Source organism: Bacillus sp. MM2020_4 (assembly GCF_011250555.1).
Taxonomy (GTDB): Bacteria; Bacillota; Bacilli; order Bacillales; family Cytobacillaceae; genus Neobacillus.
In genome coordinates this window covers 1-18,752 of the sequence record NZ_JAANMZ010000004.1, presented here as the reverse complement: position 1 = coordinate 18,752, position 18,752 = coordinate 1, and the positions used below count along the sequence as shown (strand labels likewise).

Sequence of the window (18,752 nt, the reverse complement as noted above, 5' to 3'; positions counted from 1 at the left end):
ATGCACCGGGCCTAAATAAAGGGCCGGTACGTTTTTAATTAGCTTTTAGCAGATTCCTTTTTCGTCACCTCAACCCGGGCATTACCCATAAAGAAGATGGTGACAGCTGCAAGAGCAATCGGAATCAATGCCAGCAAGAAAGCATGGGTAATGGAATCCGACATCGCATGAACAATTTTAGAAAGGATAAAGTCAGGAATCTTCGCACGCTCACTGGCTTGGAAAATTTCGCGAGGATCGCCCATCTTGAAATTACTTCCACCTTGCATACCTGCGAAAGCAGCTTTCAATTTATCCTGAAAAATATTGCTCTGAATGGTTCCGAAAATCGTCACTCCAAGTGTCATCCCAAACGAACGAAGAAAAGAGTTCGTCGAGTTAGCTGTTCCCCGGTATTGCGGCTCCAAATTATGAATCGATGCAGTCGGCAATAATGAAAAGGAGAAACCAACCCCAAAGCCGACCAGAATCATATAGAGTGTCAATAACCAGCGGGCTGTATCCACTGTCATTGTGCCAAGGAAGAACATTCCAATTACGTAAGAAACAATCGAAATCAACATTAGATTCCGATAGGAAGTCTTGGTTAAAAAGATTCCGCCAACAGAACTTCCTGCCACAGATCCCAACATCATCGGTGTCAAAATCAAGCCGGCATTTTTAGCGGTACCGCCGTAAACTCCCTGGACAAAAATAGGAATAAACACGGTTAATATGATAAAGGTACCACCATAAAGAAAGGCAAGGATTTGCGAGGTCGCAAACAATCTTTTCTTAAACAGCCAAAGCGGCAAAATCGGTTCAGCTGCCTTAAATTCGGTGATGAAAAAGGCAATAATAAAGACAAAAAAGCTAGCAAATAAAGCCATAATTTGCACAGAATCCCAAGCGTATTCCTTCCCGCCTAGTTCAAGAGCAAACATTAAACTGACTACAGAAATAACAAGCGTAATCGCTCCGACCCAGTCAATTTTTTGCTTAGAATGGGTTAATGATTCATGATAAAAACGAACAATTAAAATAAGCGAAATAATACCAATTGGAACATTCACATAGAAAATCCAATGCCAGCTAATATAATCTGTAATATAGGCTCCAAGTAGCGGACCTAATACACTGGAGGCCCCGAATACAGCCCCAAGTAAGCCGGTCATCTTTCCACGTTTATCCGGTGGGAAAATATCGAATACGATCGTAAAGGCAATCGGCATAAGGGCACCGCCGCCAATCCCCTGAATCGCTCGGAAGATACTTAGTTGAACAATCGTTTGAGCAATTCCGCAAAGGGCAGAACCTACAAGAAATACCACTAATCCAAAAATAAAAAAGCGTTTTCGGCCATACATATCAGAGAGTTTACCGAATATAGGCATTCCGGCCATAACGGCAACCATATAGGCTGATGTGACCCAAATAAATTTGTCAAAGCCGCCTAGGTCGGAAACGATGGTTCCCATTGCCGTTGCAACGATCGTATTATCCATGGCCGACATAAGAATGGCTAGTAAAATACCCGTAACAACAAGCTTAAGATTATTGTCTTTTTTGATCATAAAATTTCTCCTTAGTAGTTCCCGTAATGATAATACTGGCCAAAATGATCCTCTCTTACAATTTTCAAGATAAAGCAATTTTAAAAGGGAAGGATAGACCTTGTCAATTAATAGTTTTTTTGTAAAAAAAAGAGACCCCACGGAGTCTCTTTAGGTATTGGAATAGTTCCTTTTTACGCTTTTAAAACATCATGGTCAACATAGCGTTCACCATTCAATTCACTAATCACATTGATGGCCACTTTTGCGCCATCTCCGGCGGTAATAATCGTGTGCATGCTCATACCAGCGATAGTGCCAGCGCCCCAGATTCCGTTAATATTTGTTTTTCCGGCTGCATCGACATCAAGGATGGTTTTAATTCTTGGTTCAGTACCGGGCTTTGTGGTTAGGCCGATTTTTTCAGCAAGATCAGCCATCATGCCGGTTGCTACAATCACGTGCTGTGCTTCATATTCGCCTTGATCAGTTTCAACCTTAAAGCTATTATCTGCTTTGCTAACGTTTGTAACAGTGGCCTGAACGATTTCGGCACCAAATTTACTCGCTTGTTTTTTACCTGTTTCAACAAGGTCAGGACCGCTTATTTCGGCTACACCGTAATGATTTTCTATCCATGCACGCTTTGTCACACTTTTATCATTATCAATGACTAAGGTTTTCTTTCCAGCTTTCGCCGTAAATAAAGCAGCACTTGCACCGGTAGGGCCGGCACCAATAATTACAACATCAAACATCTTCAAAACCTCCATATGAATAAGTTTTTACCAGTATTATCGTATCGTAACCATTGTAGTATGTAAAATCATCGGCTCATTTCAAAACTTTTGGAAATCTAACTATTTACAATAAAAAAAGAACCATCATTTCCGTCATTGGATTGATGGTTCTTATATTTAAACTGATATAAATGATCCTTTTTCGTCTTCGTCATTCTTGTACGCATATCTGTGAAAACAAACCCACTTCGCTTTGCATCGGGATTTAGTTTTCCCGCGCGTGCAAGTTTTTCTCTTACCTTCTTGGCTTTGGATTTCGCCATGAAAATCACTCCTCCATTTGGTTTCATTCTATTATATACCATCTGGCGGAGCTTTGCTTCGAATGAGTTACGCATCATGAACGGTCGTTTGTTCCTTCACTGAATCAGCAGAACGCTGTTTCTTCGTATGAAGGAAGTAATATAGCACCATTCCAATTAAAATATAGAAGGAACAAAAGAAGTATAACGTACTGTAATCCATTTTTACCGCGATAATCCCGACAATGAATGAACCTAGTGCAATACCGGTATCATATATGGATAAAAAGGTTGCTGTTGCCAGACCTCTTTTTCTAGGTTCAGCATCTTGGATGGCAATAGTTTGAAAGGTAGGAAAGAGTGTTCCCCAGCCCAAGCCAATCAATCCAGCAGATAATAAGAATGTTCCAGCCCCAGTACTTTGGCTTAAAACAAGCATACCAATGGCAAAAAGTGCAATACAGGGGAAGGAAATGACATTTGGACCATATTGATCGAGCCACTTTCCTGTAAATGGTCTTGATAATAATAAAACAATGGCATAGACCACAAAGAACAGACTGGCAACATTTGCTAAATGAATTTGATTTGCATATATTGACACGAATGAAAGCAGGGCAGAATAAACAATGGCCATGAAGCTGCCTACCAGGGCAATCGGAATGGCAGAAGCCTCGAAAAGATTTCTAAATGAAAATGATGAAGAAATGGCTTTTTCAGCAGGTTGTACTGGTTTCTTAATCCCAACACTTAATCCGGTAAGTAAAGAACCAACCGCCACAACGACACTAAGGATAAAAAGAATAGAAGATCCCCACTGTTGGATGGCCAGTAACCCAACAAATGGCCCGATGACCATTGCCATATTTGTTGACATCACGAAATAGCCCATTCCTTCGCCGCGTCGTGAGACTGGAATGATATCAGCTACGATTGTACCAACAGCTGTTGTCGCCATCCCGAAGCCAATCCCGTGTACTAAACGGACAACTAGAAATCCAATAATTGATGTTGGAAAAAAGTATAAAAGGGAAGCGCCGGCAAATAAAACGAGGGCAATTAATAGTACTTTCTTGTGTCCTTTACTTTCAAGCCATTGCCCAGCAAGCGGACGTGAAATGATGGCGGACAGCAGAAATACCGTTGTCATAAGCCCTGCGACAGAAGAACTGCTATGTAACTCATCCATTGCGTACGACGGTAAAGTGACCAGTAGGATGTAAAAGGTTAAAAATAGAAAAAAGTTACTTAAAGAAACGCTGATAAAATCTTTGCTCCAAAGTTTTGGTTTAATCATACGATGCACCCCTATTATAAAATTTGCTGTAACCAGTTGGTTTGCAGTTTAAGAAGCTCTTCTTGTGATGCCACCGGAAAGTGCTTTAATAACTCCTGATTCACCGTTGTGACGACACTTTCCCACAGTGGGTATTCACTCAAGGCTGCATCAGTTAATTGCACATGTTTTTCTCGTTTGTCCTTCCCTGGAACCTGCCTCACATATCCTTGTTTGACGAGACGTTGGATGGTTCGGGTCATCGGCGGCGCTTCAACAAATAAATAATCACAAAGTTCTTTTTGCGTAAGTGACCCTTTATTTTTAAGGACAAAAATGACAGCCCACTGGGCACTGTATAATCCAAATGGTTTTAAGGACTCATTGAGTTTATTGGTAAGTTGACGTGAAAGCTGATGAAGAGTATGGAATAATTCGTGGCTTATCATAATGCGCTCCAATTAGGAAAATTAGTTACCTAGGTAACTATAGTGGATTTAGTGATAATTGTCAAGGAAGGGTACTGTTTTATCATAAAAAAGGTAGTATAGAAGTGTTTGGCGGAATCAAAGGAAAATTTGGCGGAAATAATACAAAGTTTGGCGGACTTTATCCTCTAGATTGGCGGAAATCCGGACCAAATTGGCGGAATCTCAATTTTTAAGAAAATGTCCTTTAAACAAACATAAAATCCGCGGAATCGCCCACAAAATTCCGCGGAAAATAACCCCTTATCTCAACACATTAAAATACCTAGCTTCCGGATGAGCAAAGACGATCGCTGACACGGATGCTTCCGGTTCCATCATACAGCCGTCTGTTAATTGGATGCCGATTTCCTCTGGGCCAATAAGCTTAAACAGCTTTTTCTGATCCTCTAATTCCGGACATGCCGGGTAGCCAAACGAAAAGCGTTGTCCTTGATAATGTGCGGCAAACCGATCTTGCATCGAAAAATCAAGTGGATCCGGGAATCCCCAGCGGTCGCGCATCTGCCGGTGAATCAATTCAGCAAAGCCCTCTGCCGTCTCCAGCGCCATTGCCTGAAGAGCATGGCATTCAAGAAAACGACCTTCAGCCTTCAACTGGTCGGCTTTTTCACGAATTCCTCTTCCGGCAGTAACCGTAAAGAAGCCAACATAATCTTTCACACCGCTGTCAACGGATTTTAAAAAGTCCGCTAAACAAAGATGCGGTGCTGATTCCTGTCGTGGAAAATCAAACGTTTCAATAACGACATCCGGATTTTCCGGGTCATAGATATACACTTTGTTCCCATCTGATTGTGCAGGGAAAAATTGATAGGCAGCCGCAGGTGTAATCCATTGATTCGCTTTTGCTTCTGCTAGTAATTGGTCAACAATCTCTTTTATTTTTACTGCCTTCTCATCCCGCTCTGCAAGTAATTTTGCAATTTTCCCCTTCACACCAAGATGATGTCCAAGGAGCATTTGCATATTGATATACGGTTCGATATGGGAGAGAGAATAGGACCTCAAAATATGCCTTTTTGTATCTAATGGCGTAAAGACCGGTGCCTCAGTGGAAATGGCAGGCCGTACTTTCACGGCAACTGAGCCACTCGGCCGGATTGGCAATTCCCTTGGGATCTCTAAAGCAGCAAGTCTTTCCGCTTTTTCATCGTGCAGCTTTTGGTGTTCTTCGGGTGAGCCTAACTGGTTAGCAAGGGATAAGCCCGTCATCGCATCCTTTGCATAAAGAACAAGACCATCATACTCTTTAGAAATTTTTGTATCCGTGAATTTCCGGGATAGGGCGGCACCGCCAACTAAGATAGGTAAAGAAATCCCCGCTTCCTTCATATCTTGAGCGGTTAAGACCATTTGCTGCGCGGATTTAACCAGCAAACCAGATAGCCCAACAAAATCCGGTTTTTCCTTTTGAATGGCCTGAACCAACTCGGTAGGTGTCACCTTAATCCCAAGATCATGTACCTGATAGCCATTATTACTTAGAATGATATCCACTAAGTTTTTCCCGATATCATGGACATCGCCTTTAACCGTTGCCAGAATCACTTTTCCTTTCGAGGCAGAAACATCGCCTTTTTCCATATGCGGCTCTAAGTGTGATACGGATGCTTTCATTACTTCGGCGCTTTGCAGTACTTCCGCAACAATTAATTGGTTGTCGTTGAACAAGCGCCCAACTTCCTTCATCCCATCCATTAATGGCCCGTTAATGATTTCAAGAGGGGCAGAGTAGGACTCAAGCGCAAGGTCTAAATCAGGCAGCAAGCCTTCTTTTGTCCCTTCCACCACATAATAGGCAAGCCGTTCTTCTAAGCTCATATTGGTGCCGGTTACTTTCGATTCTTTCTTTTTGCCGCGATAAAATTCAGTAAAGGTTGCAAGGGTTTCATCTGTTGTATCAAAAAGAAGAGCTTCTGCTAATTGAACTTCTTCCTTCGAAATCGACGCAAACCGCTCCAATTTTTCCGTATTGACGATGGCATAGTCAAGCCCTGCCAACGTGCAATGGTACAGATACACAGAGTTTAGAATTTCTCTGCCAACAGGAGGAAGACCAAATGAAACATTGCTCACACCGAGAATTGTTTGAACGCCTGGAAGTTGCTCTTTGATTAACCTGATTCCTTCAACCGTAGCATTGGCAGAACCGATATATTGAGCATCGCCCGTGCCAACTGGAAAAACAAGCGGATCAAAAATTAAATCCTGTGGTTTAAGGCCGTATTTATTCACTAGCAGGTCATGAGAACGTTTAGCAATCGCCAGTTTCCGCTCAGCGGTAACGCCCATTCCTTTTTCATCGATGGTTCCAACAACGACAGCTGCCCCATAACGGTGGATTAAAGGTACAACAGCTTCAAAACGCTCTTCCCCATCTTCAAGATTAATCGAATTAATAATCGCTTTTCCCTGCGAATATTTAAGGGCCCGTTCAATGACCCTTTCATCGGTTGAATCAATCACAAGTGGTACTTTAATCTTCTTCACTACCTCTTTGATGAAATTTTCCATGTCTACTATTTCATCACGGTCTGGATCTGCAAGGCAAAGATCAATCACATGCGCACCGCCTTTTACCTGTGAACGGGCAATTTCCGCTGCTTCTTCAAATTTACCCTCTGTGATTAACCGTTTGAATTTCCTTGATCCAATGACATTCGTCCGCTCGCCAACCAAGATAGGTCTTAAAGTCGGGTCATCGTAAACAAAAGGCTCAATACCGGAGACCATATGAACACTGGATTGTTGAACTTCCCGCGGCTTATATTCTTTCATCGCCTCAGCAATGGCTCGAATATGTTCAGGTGTCGTACCACAGCAGCCGCCGACAATATTCAGCCAGCCGTGAGCGGCAAAATCCGAAAGCTTCTTGGCAAGTGTTTCAGGTGTTTCATGGTAATGCCCTTCCTCGTCCGGTAAACCGGCATTCGGATAACAGCTGACCGCAGTAGCAGCAAGCCCTGCCAGCGAACGAACATGATCCTGCATAAATTCCGGACCTGTGGCACAGTTCAAACCAACGGCGACAGGATTCATATGCTCAACAGAAATATAGAACGACTCAATCGTTTGTCCTGCGAGCGTGGTTCCCATCGGCTCAATCGTTCCGGAAATGAACAATGGCAGTGTCTTTCCTGTTTTCTCAAAAGCCTTCTGAATCCCGACATAGCCGGCCTTCACATTAAGCATGTCTTGGCTCGTTTCCAGCAAGAGTAAATCAACACCACCGTCAATTAAACCAATCGCTTGTTCTTCGTAGGAAGCAGAGAGCGCATCAAAGGTTGTTCCACCGGTAACACTTAGTGTTTTCGTTGTCGGTCCCATCGAACCTGCCACATAGCGGGGCCACTCATCGGTCGAAGCCTTCATCGCTTCCCGAACCGCAATCATGGCGGCAATTTTATTGATCTCATAGGCTTTAAATCCTAATTCATATTCATCAAGGACGATGCTCGTTGCCCCAAACGTATTTGTTTCGATAATGTCGGCGCCAGCCGCCAAATATTCGCGGTGAATGTTTGCAATGACAGCTGGAGCGGTTAAATTCAAGTTTTCGTTGCAGCCATCATACTGCTCGCCGCCAAAATCATTAGGAGTAAGCTCCGCCTGCTGCAGCATGGTTCCCATTGCCCCGTCCATAACAAGGATGCGATTTTTTAGTTGCTCAATAAACGATGTTTTTGGCATAGCTGTTCCCCCTTATTTCGCTGGCACGATTTCTAGCATATTGGGCCAGCTCAGTGGTTAATTCATAGCGTAAAAATGGTGTTATTAAATAAATTCCGTTAAATAAATCCAAAGCCGCGTCAATAAGTGACTTGGTTATTTCAATTCCTTCTCTTGTGGCCTGAAGCGGGTTATCATTCAAGCCCGCCATCCGCTCACGGATCGAATCAGCGATTTTTATACCGGGTACTTCATTATGAAGAAACTCGGCATTTTTGCTACTGATAAGTGGCATTAAGCCAATATAAATCGGTGCATCTAAATGTTTCGTATGTTGATAGACTTCCAGCAGCTTTTCCTCGGAAAAAACCGGCTGGGTGATAAAGTAATCAGCCCCATAGTGGATTTTCTTCTCCAACCGCTTTACAGCTTTTTCTACGGAGCGGACATTCGGGTTAAAGGCGGCGGCAATACTGAATGCTGTTTTTTGCCCCAAATCCTTTCCGGAAAAAGAAAGACCTTCATTTAACTGCTTAATCATTTGAATCAATTCAAATGAAGATACATCATACACGGAAGAGGCACCAGGGAAATCGCCAACCCGGGCAGGGTCACCGGTGATGGCTAGGACATCATTCAAGCCAAGTGTGTGCAGACCCATTAAGTGTGACTGCAAGCCGATAATATTGCGGTCGCGACAGGATAAATGGATGAGCGGTCTTACATTTAATCTCTCTTTTAATAAGTAACCGAGGGATTCGTTGGAAATCCGTACGGTGGCCAGTGAATTGTCGGCCAATGTGATCGAATCAATTCCCGCGTCCTTTAACGCCTGGGCCCCTTCGAAAAATTTCGTTGTATCCAGCTTTCTTGGTGGATCTAATTCCACGATTACCGACGGTCGTTCCTTTACAATTTCCTGAAGGGGAGTGAACTCCCTTTTAACAGCAGAAGTTTCGACGACACTCTTCTTTGGTTTCAATTTGACTACCTTTTCGGTAATGGGAACACTATTCTTCAGTTCTGACGCAAATGCCCGGATGTGCGCCGGTGTTGTGCCGCAGCATCCGCCAAGTAGGCGAACCCCTTCATTGCGAAAGGCACGAGCTGACTGACAAAAATAATCAGCATCCCCTTCGTAATGAAATTTCCCATCCGTATAGGTCGGCAGACTGGCATTTGGGTAGGCCGAGAGAAAGGCATGCTTTGGAAGTTCAATCTGTTCCAGTGCGAGCAGCATATGATGCGGCCCAAGCCGGCAATTTAGGCCAATGACATCTGCTCCCAGACCTTCTAACCTTGTCATAGCTTCGTTAACAGGCAATTGATTTTGCAAAATGCCTGGCTCTTGAAGCGAAACCTGGGCAATAATCGGCAGCTTGGTTTCCTTCCGGGCAATGGTCAGAACGGTTTCGAGTTCTTCTAAGTCGTAAAAGGTTTCCAGCAATAAACCGTCAACCCCTTCAAGCAGCAGGCAGTATAATTGTTCGCGGAAGCTGCGTTTCAGCTCATCGATAGAAATAGAGTTGGGCTTAACACCGCGATTACCGCCCATTGTTCCAAGTACATAGGCATTAGTTTCTGCGGCCTTTTTGGCATTGCGAACGGCAGCACTGTTAATTTCTTTCACCGAGTCTTCTAGTCCATAGCGCTGCAGTTTTAAGTAGTTCCCAGCATAGGTATTGGTTTGAATCACGTCTGCTCCGGCATCTATATAAGCTTTATGGATGGATTGAATCTGTTCTGACTGCGACAGATTCAATTCCTCAAAGCAGCAATCCGTTCCATAGGAATAAAGAAGGGTTCCCATCGCACCATCAGCGATTAAAATCTGATTTTGTAATTTTTCTAAAAAACTCATGGAGTTTCTCCTTGTGGTAAAACCAATTGTTTTTGTTCAACATGACGGAGGGCCTGTGAAAAGTCTTTAATCAAATCTTCTGGGTTTTCGAGCCCAACCGATAGGCGGATAAGGCTATTGGTAATCCCGCGCTTTTCTCGTTCCGCTTGTGGCATTGCCGCATGAGACATTTTTGCCGGGTAGGAAAGAATCGATTCAACTGCACCGAGACTAACCGCGAATACAGGGATTTTTACATTGGCAAGAAAGATTCGCAGCGCATCTTCAGTAGCCAGTTCAAACGATAACACGGCCCCAGGACTAGCTGCTTGCTCTTTTTGCAGCTGATATTGCGGATGACTTTCAAGCCCTGGATAATGAACTTTTTCAACAAGGTGATGGGCATCTAAAAATTCCGCTAGTTTCATAGCCGACTTTTGTGATTGTTCCAGACGGACGTGCAGCGTCTTAATGCCTCTTAATACAAGCCAAGCATCTTGAACACCCAGGATCGCGCCAAAGCCATTTTGTAAAAAGCCTAATCTTTTGGCTAAATCTTCGTCCTTGACAACCGCGAGTCCTGCCACGACATCACTATGCCCGGATAAAAATTTTGTAGCGCTATGGAGGACAACATCTGCACCTAATGCCAATGGTTTTTGAAAGGCTGGAGTAAGGAACGTGTTATCAACAAAGGTGAACGCACCCGTTTTCTTTGCTATCTTACTAATCGCCTTAATGTCAGTTACTTTCATCAATGGATTCGACGGTGTTTCCACATAAAAGGCTTTAGTATTGTGTTGAATCGCTTGTTTTACTTCATCAAGATTTGTCATATCAACAAATGTATGTTCAATCCCAAGCCGTGAAAGAACCTCCGTCACCATTCGGAAGGTACCGCCGTACACATCTTCGGTTATCACCATATGATCCCCGGCAGAAAGCAGAAGAAATGCCGTCGAGATCGCGGCCATACCGGATGAAAAGGCAAATCCTTTTACCCCGCCTTCGAGTTCAGCAATGACATCTTCAAGTGCTTCCCTTGTCGGATTTAAACTACGGCCATAATCGTACTTACCAAACTGATCAAAATCAGATTGATGGAAGGTGGATGCATGCTGAATCGGCACACTGACAGCACCGGTGGTTGGATCGATTTTATGTTTATTATGGAGAAGCCTGGTTTCAAAACTAAATTCTTCCTGTGCCATTAGGCGATCACTCCTTCATTGAGATGGGCAAAAGCGCCCTCAAGGTCAACAATTAAATCCTCTGCATCTTCAATGCCAACGGAAAAACGCAATAAACGGTTGTCAACGCCTGATTGAATCCTTATTTCTTCTGGAATATCCGCGTGTGTTTGCGTTGCCGGGTACGTAATAAAGCTTTCAGTGCCGCCAAGACTTTCGGCGAAGGTAATTAGCTTTAAGCCTTGTAAAAACGGATTAATCCATGCTTCTTCTTTTAACCGGAATGAAACCATCCCGCCTCTTCCCGGATAAAGAACATCGGTCACCGCTTCATGTCGGGAAAGGTATTCCACAATCTCTTTTGCATTTTTCTCATGTTGTTTCATCCGAAGCGACAAGGTCTTCATGCCGCGCATTAACAGCCAGGAGTCAAAAGGACTCAGGACACCGCCTGCCCCGTTATGATGGAAGGCCAAGGCCTCACAAAGTTCCTTCCCTTTTGCGACAATCAGCCCAGCAAGAACGTCATTATGACCGCCAAGATATTTCGTCGCGCTATGAATGACAATATCGGCACCAAGTACGATTGGCTGCTGTAATAGTGGAGTATAGAAAGTATTATCAACAATCAGCAATAGGCCATGTTTCTTAGCAATGGCTGAAACAGCGGCAATATCGGATTGTTGCATGAGGGGATTGGTAGGAGTCTCAAGAAAGATCGCTTTCGTCTGTGGTGAAATCTTCCGTTCAATCTCTTCAGGACAACATGTATTGACATATTGACACGTTAAGCCCCATTTTTTATAGCCTTGTTCTAATAAACGGTAGGTGCCGCCATATAAATCCTCGCTTACTAACCATTCATCACCGCTTTGGAATAAAGAAAGAATGGTGAAAATTGCCGCCATCCCCGAGCTTGTGGCGAAACCCTGATCACCACATTCCAAATCGGCAATCGTTTTTTCAAGAATCTGGCGTGTTGGATTCCCCGTCCGTGAATAGTCAAAACCTGTTGATTGCCCGATCCCATTGTGTCTGAAAGCTGTTGAAAAATAAACGGGAGGATTTACGGTTCCTGTAGCTGTATCACTGCGATTTCCAATTTGGGCAAGTTTCGTATCAATTTTGTACATGGTGAACACTCCTTGTTTAATAAATGAAATAGTTTCGTTTCGTCAGTGCTGCTTTAATGCTCTGCGGCGATAAAGTTGCGTAATAATAAAAAAAAGTCTTCTATAAGAAGAAGACTTTTGTAAGCACGACCAAAGTGTCATTCTTCTTATCTTGCAAATTAGCAGCTAATTTGCAGGACTTAGCACCTTTTCAATGGATGAATCCATTGATGGTTGCTGAGGCGTCGTAGGGCCATTCCCTCAACCTCTCTTGATAAGAAATCGATTATTTAGATTATTTATAAAATTTACTACAGATTGATTCGGATGTCAATTACTTTTATGAAAATTGCAGTTTTTGTTGGTTTTTGTATAGGAGATACTGGTTGACACTATGACTATTAGATTATATTATTGGTTTATCAAATTGTTCTTTATGTAGAACTACATGTTCGTAATTAGTTACATTTTAATGAGTATTCAATGGTGTTAAATCTATTACTTATTAAAAAATAGGAGAAATTGCGGGTCTTTAGGGCTAAATGAATAGTAGAGGGAATATGAGAAAATATTCACTTTGTAGAACATAATTTTATAATGAGTAGTCTGAATAATTAAACAATGGGTAAGCATAGGTTAAAAGTATGGATTTTGAAAATAGATGACTTTTACATACTTGGCAGGAGGAAACAATGAGCGCAATAGCTGGAATATATCATTTAAACGATGAACCTATTAACCTCGAACACGGCAGGACCCTAATGAAGGAATTAGAAAGATACCCTGCAAACGACGTTCAGATATGGAATAGCGATAAAGTCTTCCTCGGCTGCCATGCCCAATGGATTACCCCAGAGTCCGTCGGCGAAAAACTTCCTTACTATGATCATGAAAGGAAACTAGCAATAACGGCTGATGCAATTATTGATAATCGGGAAGAGTTATTTGAGAGATTACAAGTTGATAAAAGAAAAAGAAAAGAAATAACCGATAGTGAGTTAATTTTGCTTTCTTATCATAAGTGGGGGGAAGAATCGCCGAAGTACTTAATAGGGGATTTCGCTTTTATGATATGGGATGAGAAAAGGCAACAATTTTTTGGTGCAAGAGATCTTTCGGGATATAGAACCCTTTATTATTACCAGAATCAATTACGCTTTGCCTTTTGTACAACAATAGAACCATTACTTTCTTTATCCTATGTAGATAAACAACTGAATGAACAATGGCTTGCTGAATTCCTGTCTATCTCCGGAATGATTGATACATTAGATGCTTTAACAACACCTTATAAAAATATAGAACAGTTACCTCCAGCTCATAGTATTTTACTAGCTCAGGGGAAAATTAAGCTTACGAGATATGGGATGTTTTCAACGGGGGAACGATTAAAACTAAAATCAAACGAAGAGTATGTGGAAGCATTTCAAGAAGTTTTTCAAGAGGCTGTAAACTGTAGGTTACGAACACATCGTAAAGTGGGTTCACAGTTAAGTGGAGGTTTAGATTCCGGGGCGGTAGTTGGTTTTGCTGCAAAGGCAATGAAGGAGGAAAATAAAACACTACACACATTTAGTTATATCCCACCGAATGATTTTATCGACTTCACTCCAAAGCAATTAATGGCCGATGAGAGGCCCTTTATTAAATTAACAGTAGAACACGTTGGCGGTATAAGTGATCACTACTTGGATTTTGAGAGAAAGAATTCATATTCGGAAATCCATGACATGCTTGAGATTATGGAAATGCCTTACAAGTTCTTTGAGAATTCTTTTTGGTTAAAGGGCGTGTTTGAGAGTGCTCATAAGGAAGGGATTGGGGTTTTACTAAATGGAGATAGAGGAAATTTCACCATATCTTGGGGATCAGCCCTTGACTATTTCGGCATTCTTTTAAAAAGACTAAAATGGATTCGGCTTTTTGAGGAATTAAATCAATACTGCAAAAATGTAGGCGGTCCTAGACTTCGAAGATTACCAGCAATTGCGAGAGTGGGCTTTCCGATAATTGAACAACTATTTCCAAAGGGAACCCTTTATAAACGTCCGTCTCTAATTAACCCGGAATTTGCAAAACGTATTGGGATTATGGAAAAACTAAAAAAGCATGGTATTGGGCAATCAGGATGGTTTTCACCTTCAAATATTTATGAGGGAAGAAGAACACTTTTTGAAGATATCTTTCCATGGAATGCAGGTAATACACTTACATCAAAACTATCTTTAAAGCACTCATTATGGAAGCGAGATCCAACTAATGATATTCGGGTAGTTCGTTTTTGTTTATCAGTACCTGAAGAACAATATGTTCAAAATGGATTAGATCGAGCTCTTATAAGAAGGGCTACAGAGAATTTATTACCAGATAAGGTTAGATTAAATCAACGTATCCGAGGGGTTCAAGGTGCTGATTGGGTTCATCGAATGGTTCCACATTGGGATAAATTCATAAATGAACTCGAACATCTTAGAACAGATAAAAGGGCTATAGAATATTTAAATGGATTAGTTATTGAAAAAGCTCTTGTAATGGCAAGACAAGGGGCTCGACCGGAATTGGATACAAATCCTGACTATAAAATTTTAATGCAAAGTTTAGTTGTATATCGTTTTATTAAAGAATTTTCTTGAAGGGGGGTGATTTAATGAAAAAGGAATGGCAGAAACCAGAATTAGAAGTGCTTGATGTTAATATGACTATGCTTGGGGCTGACGGGGATCGTTTGGATAATGATTTTCCAGATGGTACCCTAAAAAGCGATTTAACATTCAGCTAAAAGGGGAACGAATCTACTTGTATTTCATACATATGGAACCTAGTAGATTACAATTATTTTAGGTACACATGTTGAAGGTCCTTGTATGAATTAAGAATATAGGACCTTCAACATAACCCTGGATATATTGGAGTTGGAAGAATGATTGAAATAACTACACAAGTGATTTACAAAGCTTTTGGCTATATGATTAAAAGTGAAATTCCTTTTCCTGAATTACCTCAAATGAATAATAAAAAAGTTTCAATTGATTTGGAAATAAAAATTAAAGACTTATCAAAGTTATGGCTTGAATTATCAAATACTCAGAGTGCATTTGTTGTTAATGAAAATTTAGTTATGTTCCAAGTGCCTAATATTGCTACCTTCTGTATTATGGAAGGAAAAAAAATAATCGTTTCTCCATTAAATGATTATGATGAGGATATCATTCGCCTTTATCTATTAGGAACTTGTATGGGGGCGATTTTACTACAAAGAAGAGTATTTCCATTACATGGAAGTGCTTTGGCGATTAACGGGAAAGCATATGCTATTATTGGGGAGTCAGGGGCTGGAAAGTCTACGCTGGCATCTGCATTTTTAAGTGAAGGGTATCAACTTTTAAGTGACGATGTTTTAGCTGTTTCTCTTTCGCAAGAAGAATCAATTCCATTTGTAACTCCATCCTATCCCCAGCAAAAGCTATGGAAAGAAAGTCTAAGTAATTTTGGAATGGATGCTAATGATTACAATTCAATATTTGGGAGAGAAACCAAGTATAGTGTACCAGTTTCTACAAATTACTTTAGAGAACCATTACCGCTTGCGGGAGTCTTTGAATTAATAAAATCAAAGAATACTAAGATTGAAATACGTAGAATAGAAAAAATGGAACGGTTTTATATCCTATTTTCCAATACATTTCGAAACTTCCTTATAAGGGATTTGGGGTTAATGAACTGGCACTTTCAAACTTCTGCCAATATAGTAAATAAAATAGATATATATCAATTGAAACGACCTGTTAATGGATTTAGCGCAACCGAATTAGTATCAACAATATTAAATGCTATCGAAAAAGGAGAGTAAAAATGATTAAAAGTAAGATTTCATTAAACGACTCCGTTGTCCAGATAAAAGGAAACATTGTTAGTGATATGGGTGGAGAAAAGGTTATGTTAAGTGTTAATAAAGGCAAGTACTACAATTTAGGTGAAATTGGCGGCGATATTTGGGATCTGATTGGGGAAGAAATGGCAGTCAAACAATTGCTTGAAACCCTAATGTCCAATTATGATGTCAAATTGTCAGAGTGTGAGGACCATGTTATATCGTTTTTGGAACTCTTATTGGATGAAGGCTTAATTGAAATTTTAGATCGCTCGTTGTAATAAATATGAAAAAAGTAGGTAATTTCTAATGACAGTTTTGAAAAGGTTAAAGATTTTTATGTTATTAGATATGAAGATAAAACTGCTATTAGTAGAGGCTTTTCTTCTTCTTGGTTGGGCACGAATTCTAAAAGGCATATCATTTTCAAAGGTTGCTCCTTCCTTAGGAGAGCATATGAAAGAAACTACTTTTGATATGGATGAAGGGAATAGAAAACTTATTAGGAATGTATCCCAAGCAGTTAATATTATGAGCCGCTATACAATTTGGGAAAGCATGTGTCTAGTTAAGGCAATTGCAGCGATGAAAATGTTGGAAAAGCGAAAAATCGAAAGTACTATTTATTTTGGAACTTCGAAAGATGAAAATGGAAAACTAATTGCTCATGCATGGCTGCGAAGTGGCCCTTTATTTATAACAGGTGCAGAGGTCATGGACCAATTTGTGGTGGTAAGCAAATTTGCTAAAAGAATGGGTAATTGAAAGGGTCAAGTTGAAATTATTAATGAGGTCCACAACCAGTTATTCTGTCTATTATTTGGGGAGGGGGATTTTATCTTTTTTTGTTGTTTCCCAAGTTGAGTGACATGGTGGGTTATACTTTTATAGCCTTATTCAGGGGATGCTGTGATATTACCATTTCCTACGTATCTTCATTTTTAATATTTTCCTTTATGTCCTTTTTTGGTCTTGGAGGAAAACCAAGCGCCAAGGAAATAATAGGAGGATTTGTAAATGAAACTTATTTGTTATTTCACAAAGCAAATACATTTCTAGAAGGTTTATTAAGTAATCCAATACATTGGCAGAAAACAAATGGGGTTCAGTGTTTGCTAGTATATTACCATTACCACTTAACATCATTTATCTAACAGTTTAAAATATTCGATTGACCTGTTCTGTATAAAGAACTATAATAAATGTTATAAAGTCTAAAATATATTCCGGGTGCTGAAGGGTCGAAATAATAAAATTATAAGGTTTTCTTTTTTGTTATTTTGTTCTTTATTTAGAATACTTAAAGGATAAATGTCTTACATTAAAGGTGGTTAAATGAATAGTTTTGATCAATTTAACAATGCTGAGAAAAAGAAAGCCAAGGAAATAAATTTAAAAGAACTTTTCCTAGTAGTTAAAAGACGATTCTGGGTCATAGCAGTAGTTACAATACTTGCCGGTATTGTGGGGGTACTTCTAAGTCAAACCAGGACTATTCCACTGTATCAATCTTCTTCAAGGATCATAATAGGTGCAGATGAAGAATCAAGAAAAACCCTTCAAGTAATAATTAGAGATTCAGTCATTTTAGACAAGGTGATAAAAGAACTAGAACTTAATAGAACTGCTGAAGCGTTGGCAGGACAAATTAGTGTTGGCAGTGTCGATGGGTCCCAGGTTGTAAGTATTAGTGTAATAGACCCCGATCCCATTTTTGCAGCGAAACTAGCGGATACTACGGCCAAGGTATTTAGGGATGAAGTACCAAACATAATCGGTCAAGACTATATACGGTTATTATCGGGTGCTAAAGTAAGCCCAGTAGCAATTAATCAAGGTAACAATAATAAGTTATTTATCGCGGTTGCCGGTGGTTTAATAATTGGTATTGGATTAGCATTTTTATTAGAGTCATTGGATGACAGAATTCGTTCAGTCCGTGAAATTGAATTATTACTTGGTGTACCTGTATTAGGAAGAGTGTCAAAAGTAAGCAAAAGAAGTGTAAAAAGGAAAACGAATACTATGCAGCTTGAATATAACCTAAGAGGTGAGAACATTGGTAATAAATAAGCGAAAATCTTTGTTAGCTAACAAAAAGAGGACAATTGTTACCTACTCACATCCAGAATCAAAGATATCGGAGCAATTTCGGACGATTCAAACAAATATTAAATTTTCTATGATTGAAGAAAAAAGTCAAATTTTTTTAATTACTTCGCCCGGTGATGGTGAAGGTAAGTCGACTACTGCGGCTAATCTGGCAGTGTCAATGGCACAACAGAAAGAGAAGGTTCTATTAATAGATGCAAGTATAAGGAAACCTGCTTTGCATTCCTTTTTTAAGACATCTAATTCAATTGGGCTAACAGATGTACTTACTGGGAAAGTATCTTTCTATGAGGCTATTCAACATACAGAAATCGGAAGGCTAGATCTCTTAGTTAGTGGGCGTATCCAGTATAATCCAGTTGAATTATTAGGTTCCCATATGATGCAGGACCTTCTAAAGACAGCATCAAAATCATATGCTGCAATATTAATAGATACAAATGCACTACTAGAAGTAACAGATACTAAATTATTGGCAAATCAATGTGATGGGGTTATATTGGTCATCCAAAATGGTAAAACAAAATTTGAAAAAGCGGCTGAAGCTAAAAAAGTGTTGGATTTTGCAAAAGCAAAACTGGTTGGGGTTGTCATGAATAAATAGGAATACATAACGG

16 protein-coding genes and 1 riboswitch are annotated in these 18,752 nt (G+C 40.4%); of the genes, 7 read left to right on the top strand and 9 right to left on the bottom strand.

What is annotated here, in order from left to right; genetic code table 11:
- Positions 1-38 precede the first annotated feature (38 nt).
- The 9 genes from G6554_RS04885 to G6554_RS04845 form a co-directional block, all read right to left on the bottom strand.
- Positions 39-1,553: an MDR family MFS transporter gene (locus G6554_RS04885; protein ID WP_166239343.1), complete on the bottom strand. Its 1,515-nt coding sequence runs from the start codon at positions 1,551-1,553 to the stop codon at positions 39-41.
- Between the two features lie 173 nt (positions 1,554-1,726).
- The gene (locus G6554_RS04880) at positions 1,727-2,290 is read right to left on the bottom strand and encodes an NAD(P)/FAD-dependent oxidoreductase (RefSeq protein ID WP_166239341.1); all 564 of its coding nucleotides are present in this window, start codon (positions 2,288-2,290) and stop codon (positions 1,727-1,729) included.
- 98 nt (positions 2,291-2,388) lie between these two features.
- Positions 2,389-2,595: a hypothetical protein gene (locus tag G6554_RS04875; protein WP_166239339.1), complete on the bottom strand. Its 207-nt coding sequence runs from the start codon at positions 2,593-2,595 to the stop codon at positions 2,389-2,391.
- A gap of 67 nt (positions 2,596-2,662) precedes the next feature.
- The gene (locus G6554_RS04870) at positions 2,663-3,871 is read right to left on the bottom strand and encodes an MFS transporter (RefSeq protein ID WP_166239337.1); all 1,209 of its coding nucleotides are present in this window, start codon (positions 3,869-3,871) and stop codon (positions 2,663-2,665) included.
- Positions 3,872-3,885: 14 nt separating this feature from the next.
- The gene (locus tag G6554_RS04865) at positions 3,886-4,299 is read right to left on the bottom strand and encodes a MarR family winged helix-turn-helix transcriptional regulator (RefSeq protein ID WP_166239335.1); all 414 of its coding nucleotides are present in this window, start codon (positions 4,297-4,299) and stop codon (positions 3,886-3,888) included.
- Positions 4,300-4,581: 282 nt separating this feature from the next.
- A complete protein-coding gene (metH, locus tag G6554_RS04860; RefSeq protein WP_166239333.1) occupies positions 4,582-8,031 on the bottom strand; it encodes a methionine synthase in 3,450 nt (1,149 codons plus the stop codon).
- Complete coding sequence (locus tag G6554_RS04855) at positions 8,009-9,871, bottom strand: bifunctional homocysteine S-methyltransferase/methylenetetrahydrofolate reductase (protein WP_166239331.1); 1,863 nt, start codon at positions 9,869-9,871, stop codon at positions 8,009-8,011. The genes metH and G6554_RS04855 overlap by 23 nt, the downstream gene beginning before the upstream one ends.
- Positions 9,868-11,061: a cystathionine beta-lyase gene (gene metC, locus G6554_RS04850; RefSeq protein ID WP_166239329.1), complete on the bottom strand. Its 1,194-nt coding sequence runs from the start codon at positions 11,059-11,061 to the stop codon at positions 9,868-9,870. The genes G6554_RS04855 and metC overlap by 4 nt, the downstream gene beginning before the upstream one ends.
- Positions 11,061-12,173, bottom strand: a complete 1,113-nt coding sequence (locus tag G6554_RS04845; protein WP_166239327.1) for a methionine biosynthesis PLP-dependent protein — start codon at positions 12,171-12,173, stop codon at positions 11,061-11,063. Before G6554_RS04845 ends, metC begins: the two co-directional genes overlap by 1 nt.
- 143 nt (positions 12,174-12,316) lie before the next feature.
- Positions 12,317-12,433, bottom strand: a riboswitch (SAM riboswitch).
- Positions 12,434-12,844: 411 nt separating this feature from the next.
- Here G6554_RS04845 and G6554_RS04840 point away from each other — a divergent pair.
- From G6554_RS04840 to G6554_RS04810, 7 genes are all read left to right on the top strand, one after another.
- Positions 12,845-14,785: a lasso peptide isopeptide bond-forming cyclase gene (locus G6554_RS04840; RefSeq protein WP_166239324.1), complete on the top strand. Its 1,941-nt coding sequence runs from the start codon at positions 12,845-12,847 to the stop codon at positions 14,783-14,785.
- Between the two features lie 14 nt (positions 14,786-14,799).
- The gene (locus G6554_RS04835) at positions 14,800-14,931 is read left to right on the top strand and encodes a paeninodin family lasso peptide (protein WP_166239322.1); all 132 of its coding nucleotides are present in this window, start codon (positions 14,800-14,802) and stop codon (positions 14,929-14,931) included.
- A gap of 141 nt (positions 14,932-15,072) precedes the next feature.
- The gene (locus G6554_RS04830) at positions 15,073-16,002 is read left to right on the top strand and encodes a phosphoenolpyruvate carboxykinase (ATP) (RefSeq protein ID WP_166239320.1); all 930 of its coding nucleotides are present in this window, start codon (positions 15,073-15,075) and stop codon (positions 16,000-16,002) included.
- A gap of 2 nt (positions 16,003-16,004) precedes the next feature.
- Positions 16,005-16,304 carry a lasso peptide biosynthesis PqqD family chaperone gene (locus tag G6554_RS04825; RefSeq protein ID WP_166239318.1) on the top strand — a complete coding sequence of 100 codons (300 nt, stop codon included), beginning with the start codon at positions 16,005-16,007 and terminating at the stop codon, positions 16,302-16,304.
- A 28-nt stretch (positions 16,305-16,332) separates the two neighbouring features.
- Positions 16,333-16,788 (top strand): lasso peptide biosynthesis B2 protein, encoded by a 456-nt coding sequence (locus G6554_RS04820; RefSeq protein ID WP_166239316.1) that lies wholly within the window; start codon positions 16,333-16,335, stop codon positions 16,786-16,788.
- A gap of 570 nt (positions 16,789-17,358) precedes the next feature.
- Positions 17,359-18,096, top strand: coding sequence for a YveK family protein (locus G6554_RS04815; RefSeq protein WP_166239314.1), 738 nt, complete (start codon positions 17,359-17,361; stop codon positions 18,094-18,096).
- Complete coding sequence (locus G6554_RS04810) at positions 18,074-18,739, top strand: CpsD/CapB family tyrosine-protein kinase (protein ID WP_347564278.1); 666 nt, start codon at positions 18,074-18,076, stop codon at positions 18,737-18,739. Before G6554_RS04815 ends, G6554_RS04810 begins: the two co-directional genes overlap by 23 nt.
- The last annotated feature ends 13 nt before the right edge of the window (positions 18,740-18,752 follow it).

Bases quoted from the DNA above. Each gene is read 5' to 3' on its own strand.
- G6554_RS04865 (WP_166239335.1), bottom strand. From the start codon at position 4,299: ATGATAAGCCACGAATTATTCCATACTCTTCATCAGCTTTCACGTCAA.
- G6554_RS04815 (WP_166239314.1), top strand. From the start codon at position 17,359: ATGAATAGTTTTGATCAATTTAACAATGCTGAGAAAAAGAAAGCCAAG.
- G6554_RS04885 (WP_166239343.1), bottom strand. From the start codon at position 1,553: ATGATCAAAAAAGACAATAATCTTAAGCTTGTTGTTACGGGTATTTTA.
- G6554_RS04875 (WP_166239339.1), bottom strand. From the start codon at position 2,595: ATGGCGAAATCCAAAGCCAAGAAGGTAAGAGAAAAACTTGCACGCGCG.
- metC (WP_166239329.1), bottom strand. From the start codon at position 11,061: ATGGCACAGGAAGAATTTAGTTTTGAAACCAGGCTTCTCCATAATAAA.
- G6554_RS04855 (WP_166239331.1), bottom strand. From the start codon at position 9,871: ATGAGTTTTTTAGAAAAATTACAAAATCAGATTTTAATCGCTGATGGT.
- G6554_RS04825 (WP_166239318.1), top strand. From the start codon at position 16,005: ATGATTAAAAGTAAGATTTCATTAAACGACTCCGTTGTCCAGATAAAA.
- metH (WP_166239333.1), bottom strand. From the start codon at position 8,031: ATGCCAAAAACATCGTTTATTGAGCAACTAAAAAATCGCATCCTTGTT.
- G6554_RS04835 (WP_166239322.1), top strand. From the start codon at position 14,800: ATGAAAAAGGAATGGCAGAAACCAGAATTAGAAGTGCTTGATGTTAAT.
- G6554_RS04820 (WP_166239316.1), top strand. From the start codon at position 16,333: ATGACAGTTTTGAAAAGGTTAAAGATTTTTATGTTATTAGATATGAAG.
- G6554_RS04880 (WP_166239341.1), bottom strand. From the start codon at position 2,290: ATGTTTGATGTTGTAATTATTGGTGCCGGCCCTACCGGTGCAAGTGCT.
- G6554_RS04845 (WP_166239327.1), bottom strand. From the start codon at position 12,173: ATGTACAAAATTGATACGAAACTTGCCCAAATTGGAAATCGCAGTGAT.
- G6554_RS04870 (WP_166239337.1), bottom strand. From the start codon at position 3,871: ATGATTAAACCAAAACTTTGGAGCAAAGATTTTATCAGCGTTTCTTTA.
- G6554_RS04830 (WP_166239320.1), top strand. From the start codon at position 15,073: ATGATTGAAATAACTACACAAGTGATTTACAAAGCTTTTGGCTATATG.
- G6554_RS04840 (WP_166239324.1), top strand. From the start codon at position 12,845: ATGAGCGCAATAGCTGGAATATATCATTTAAACGATGAACCTATTAAC.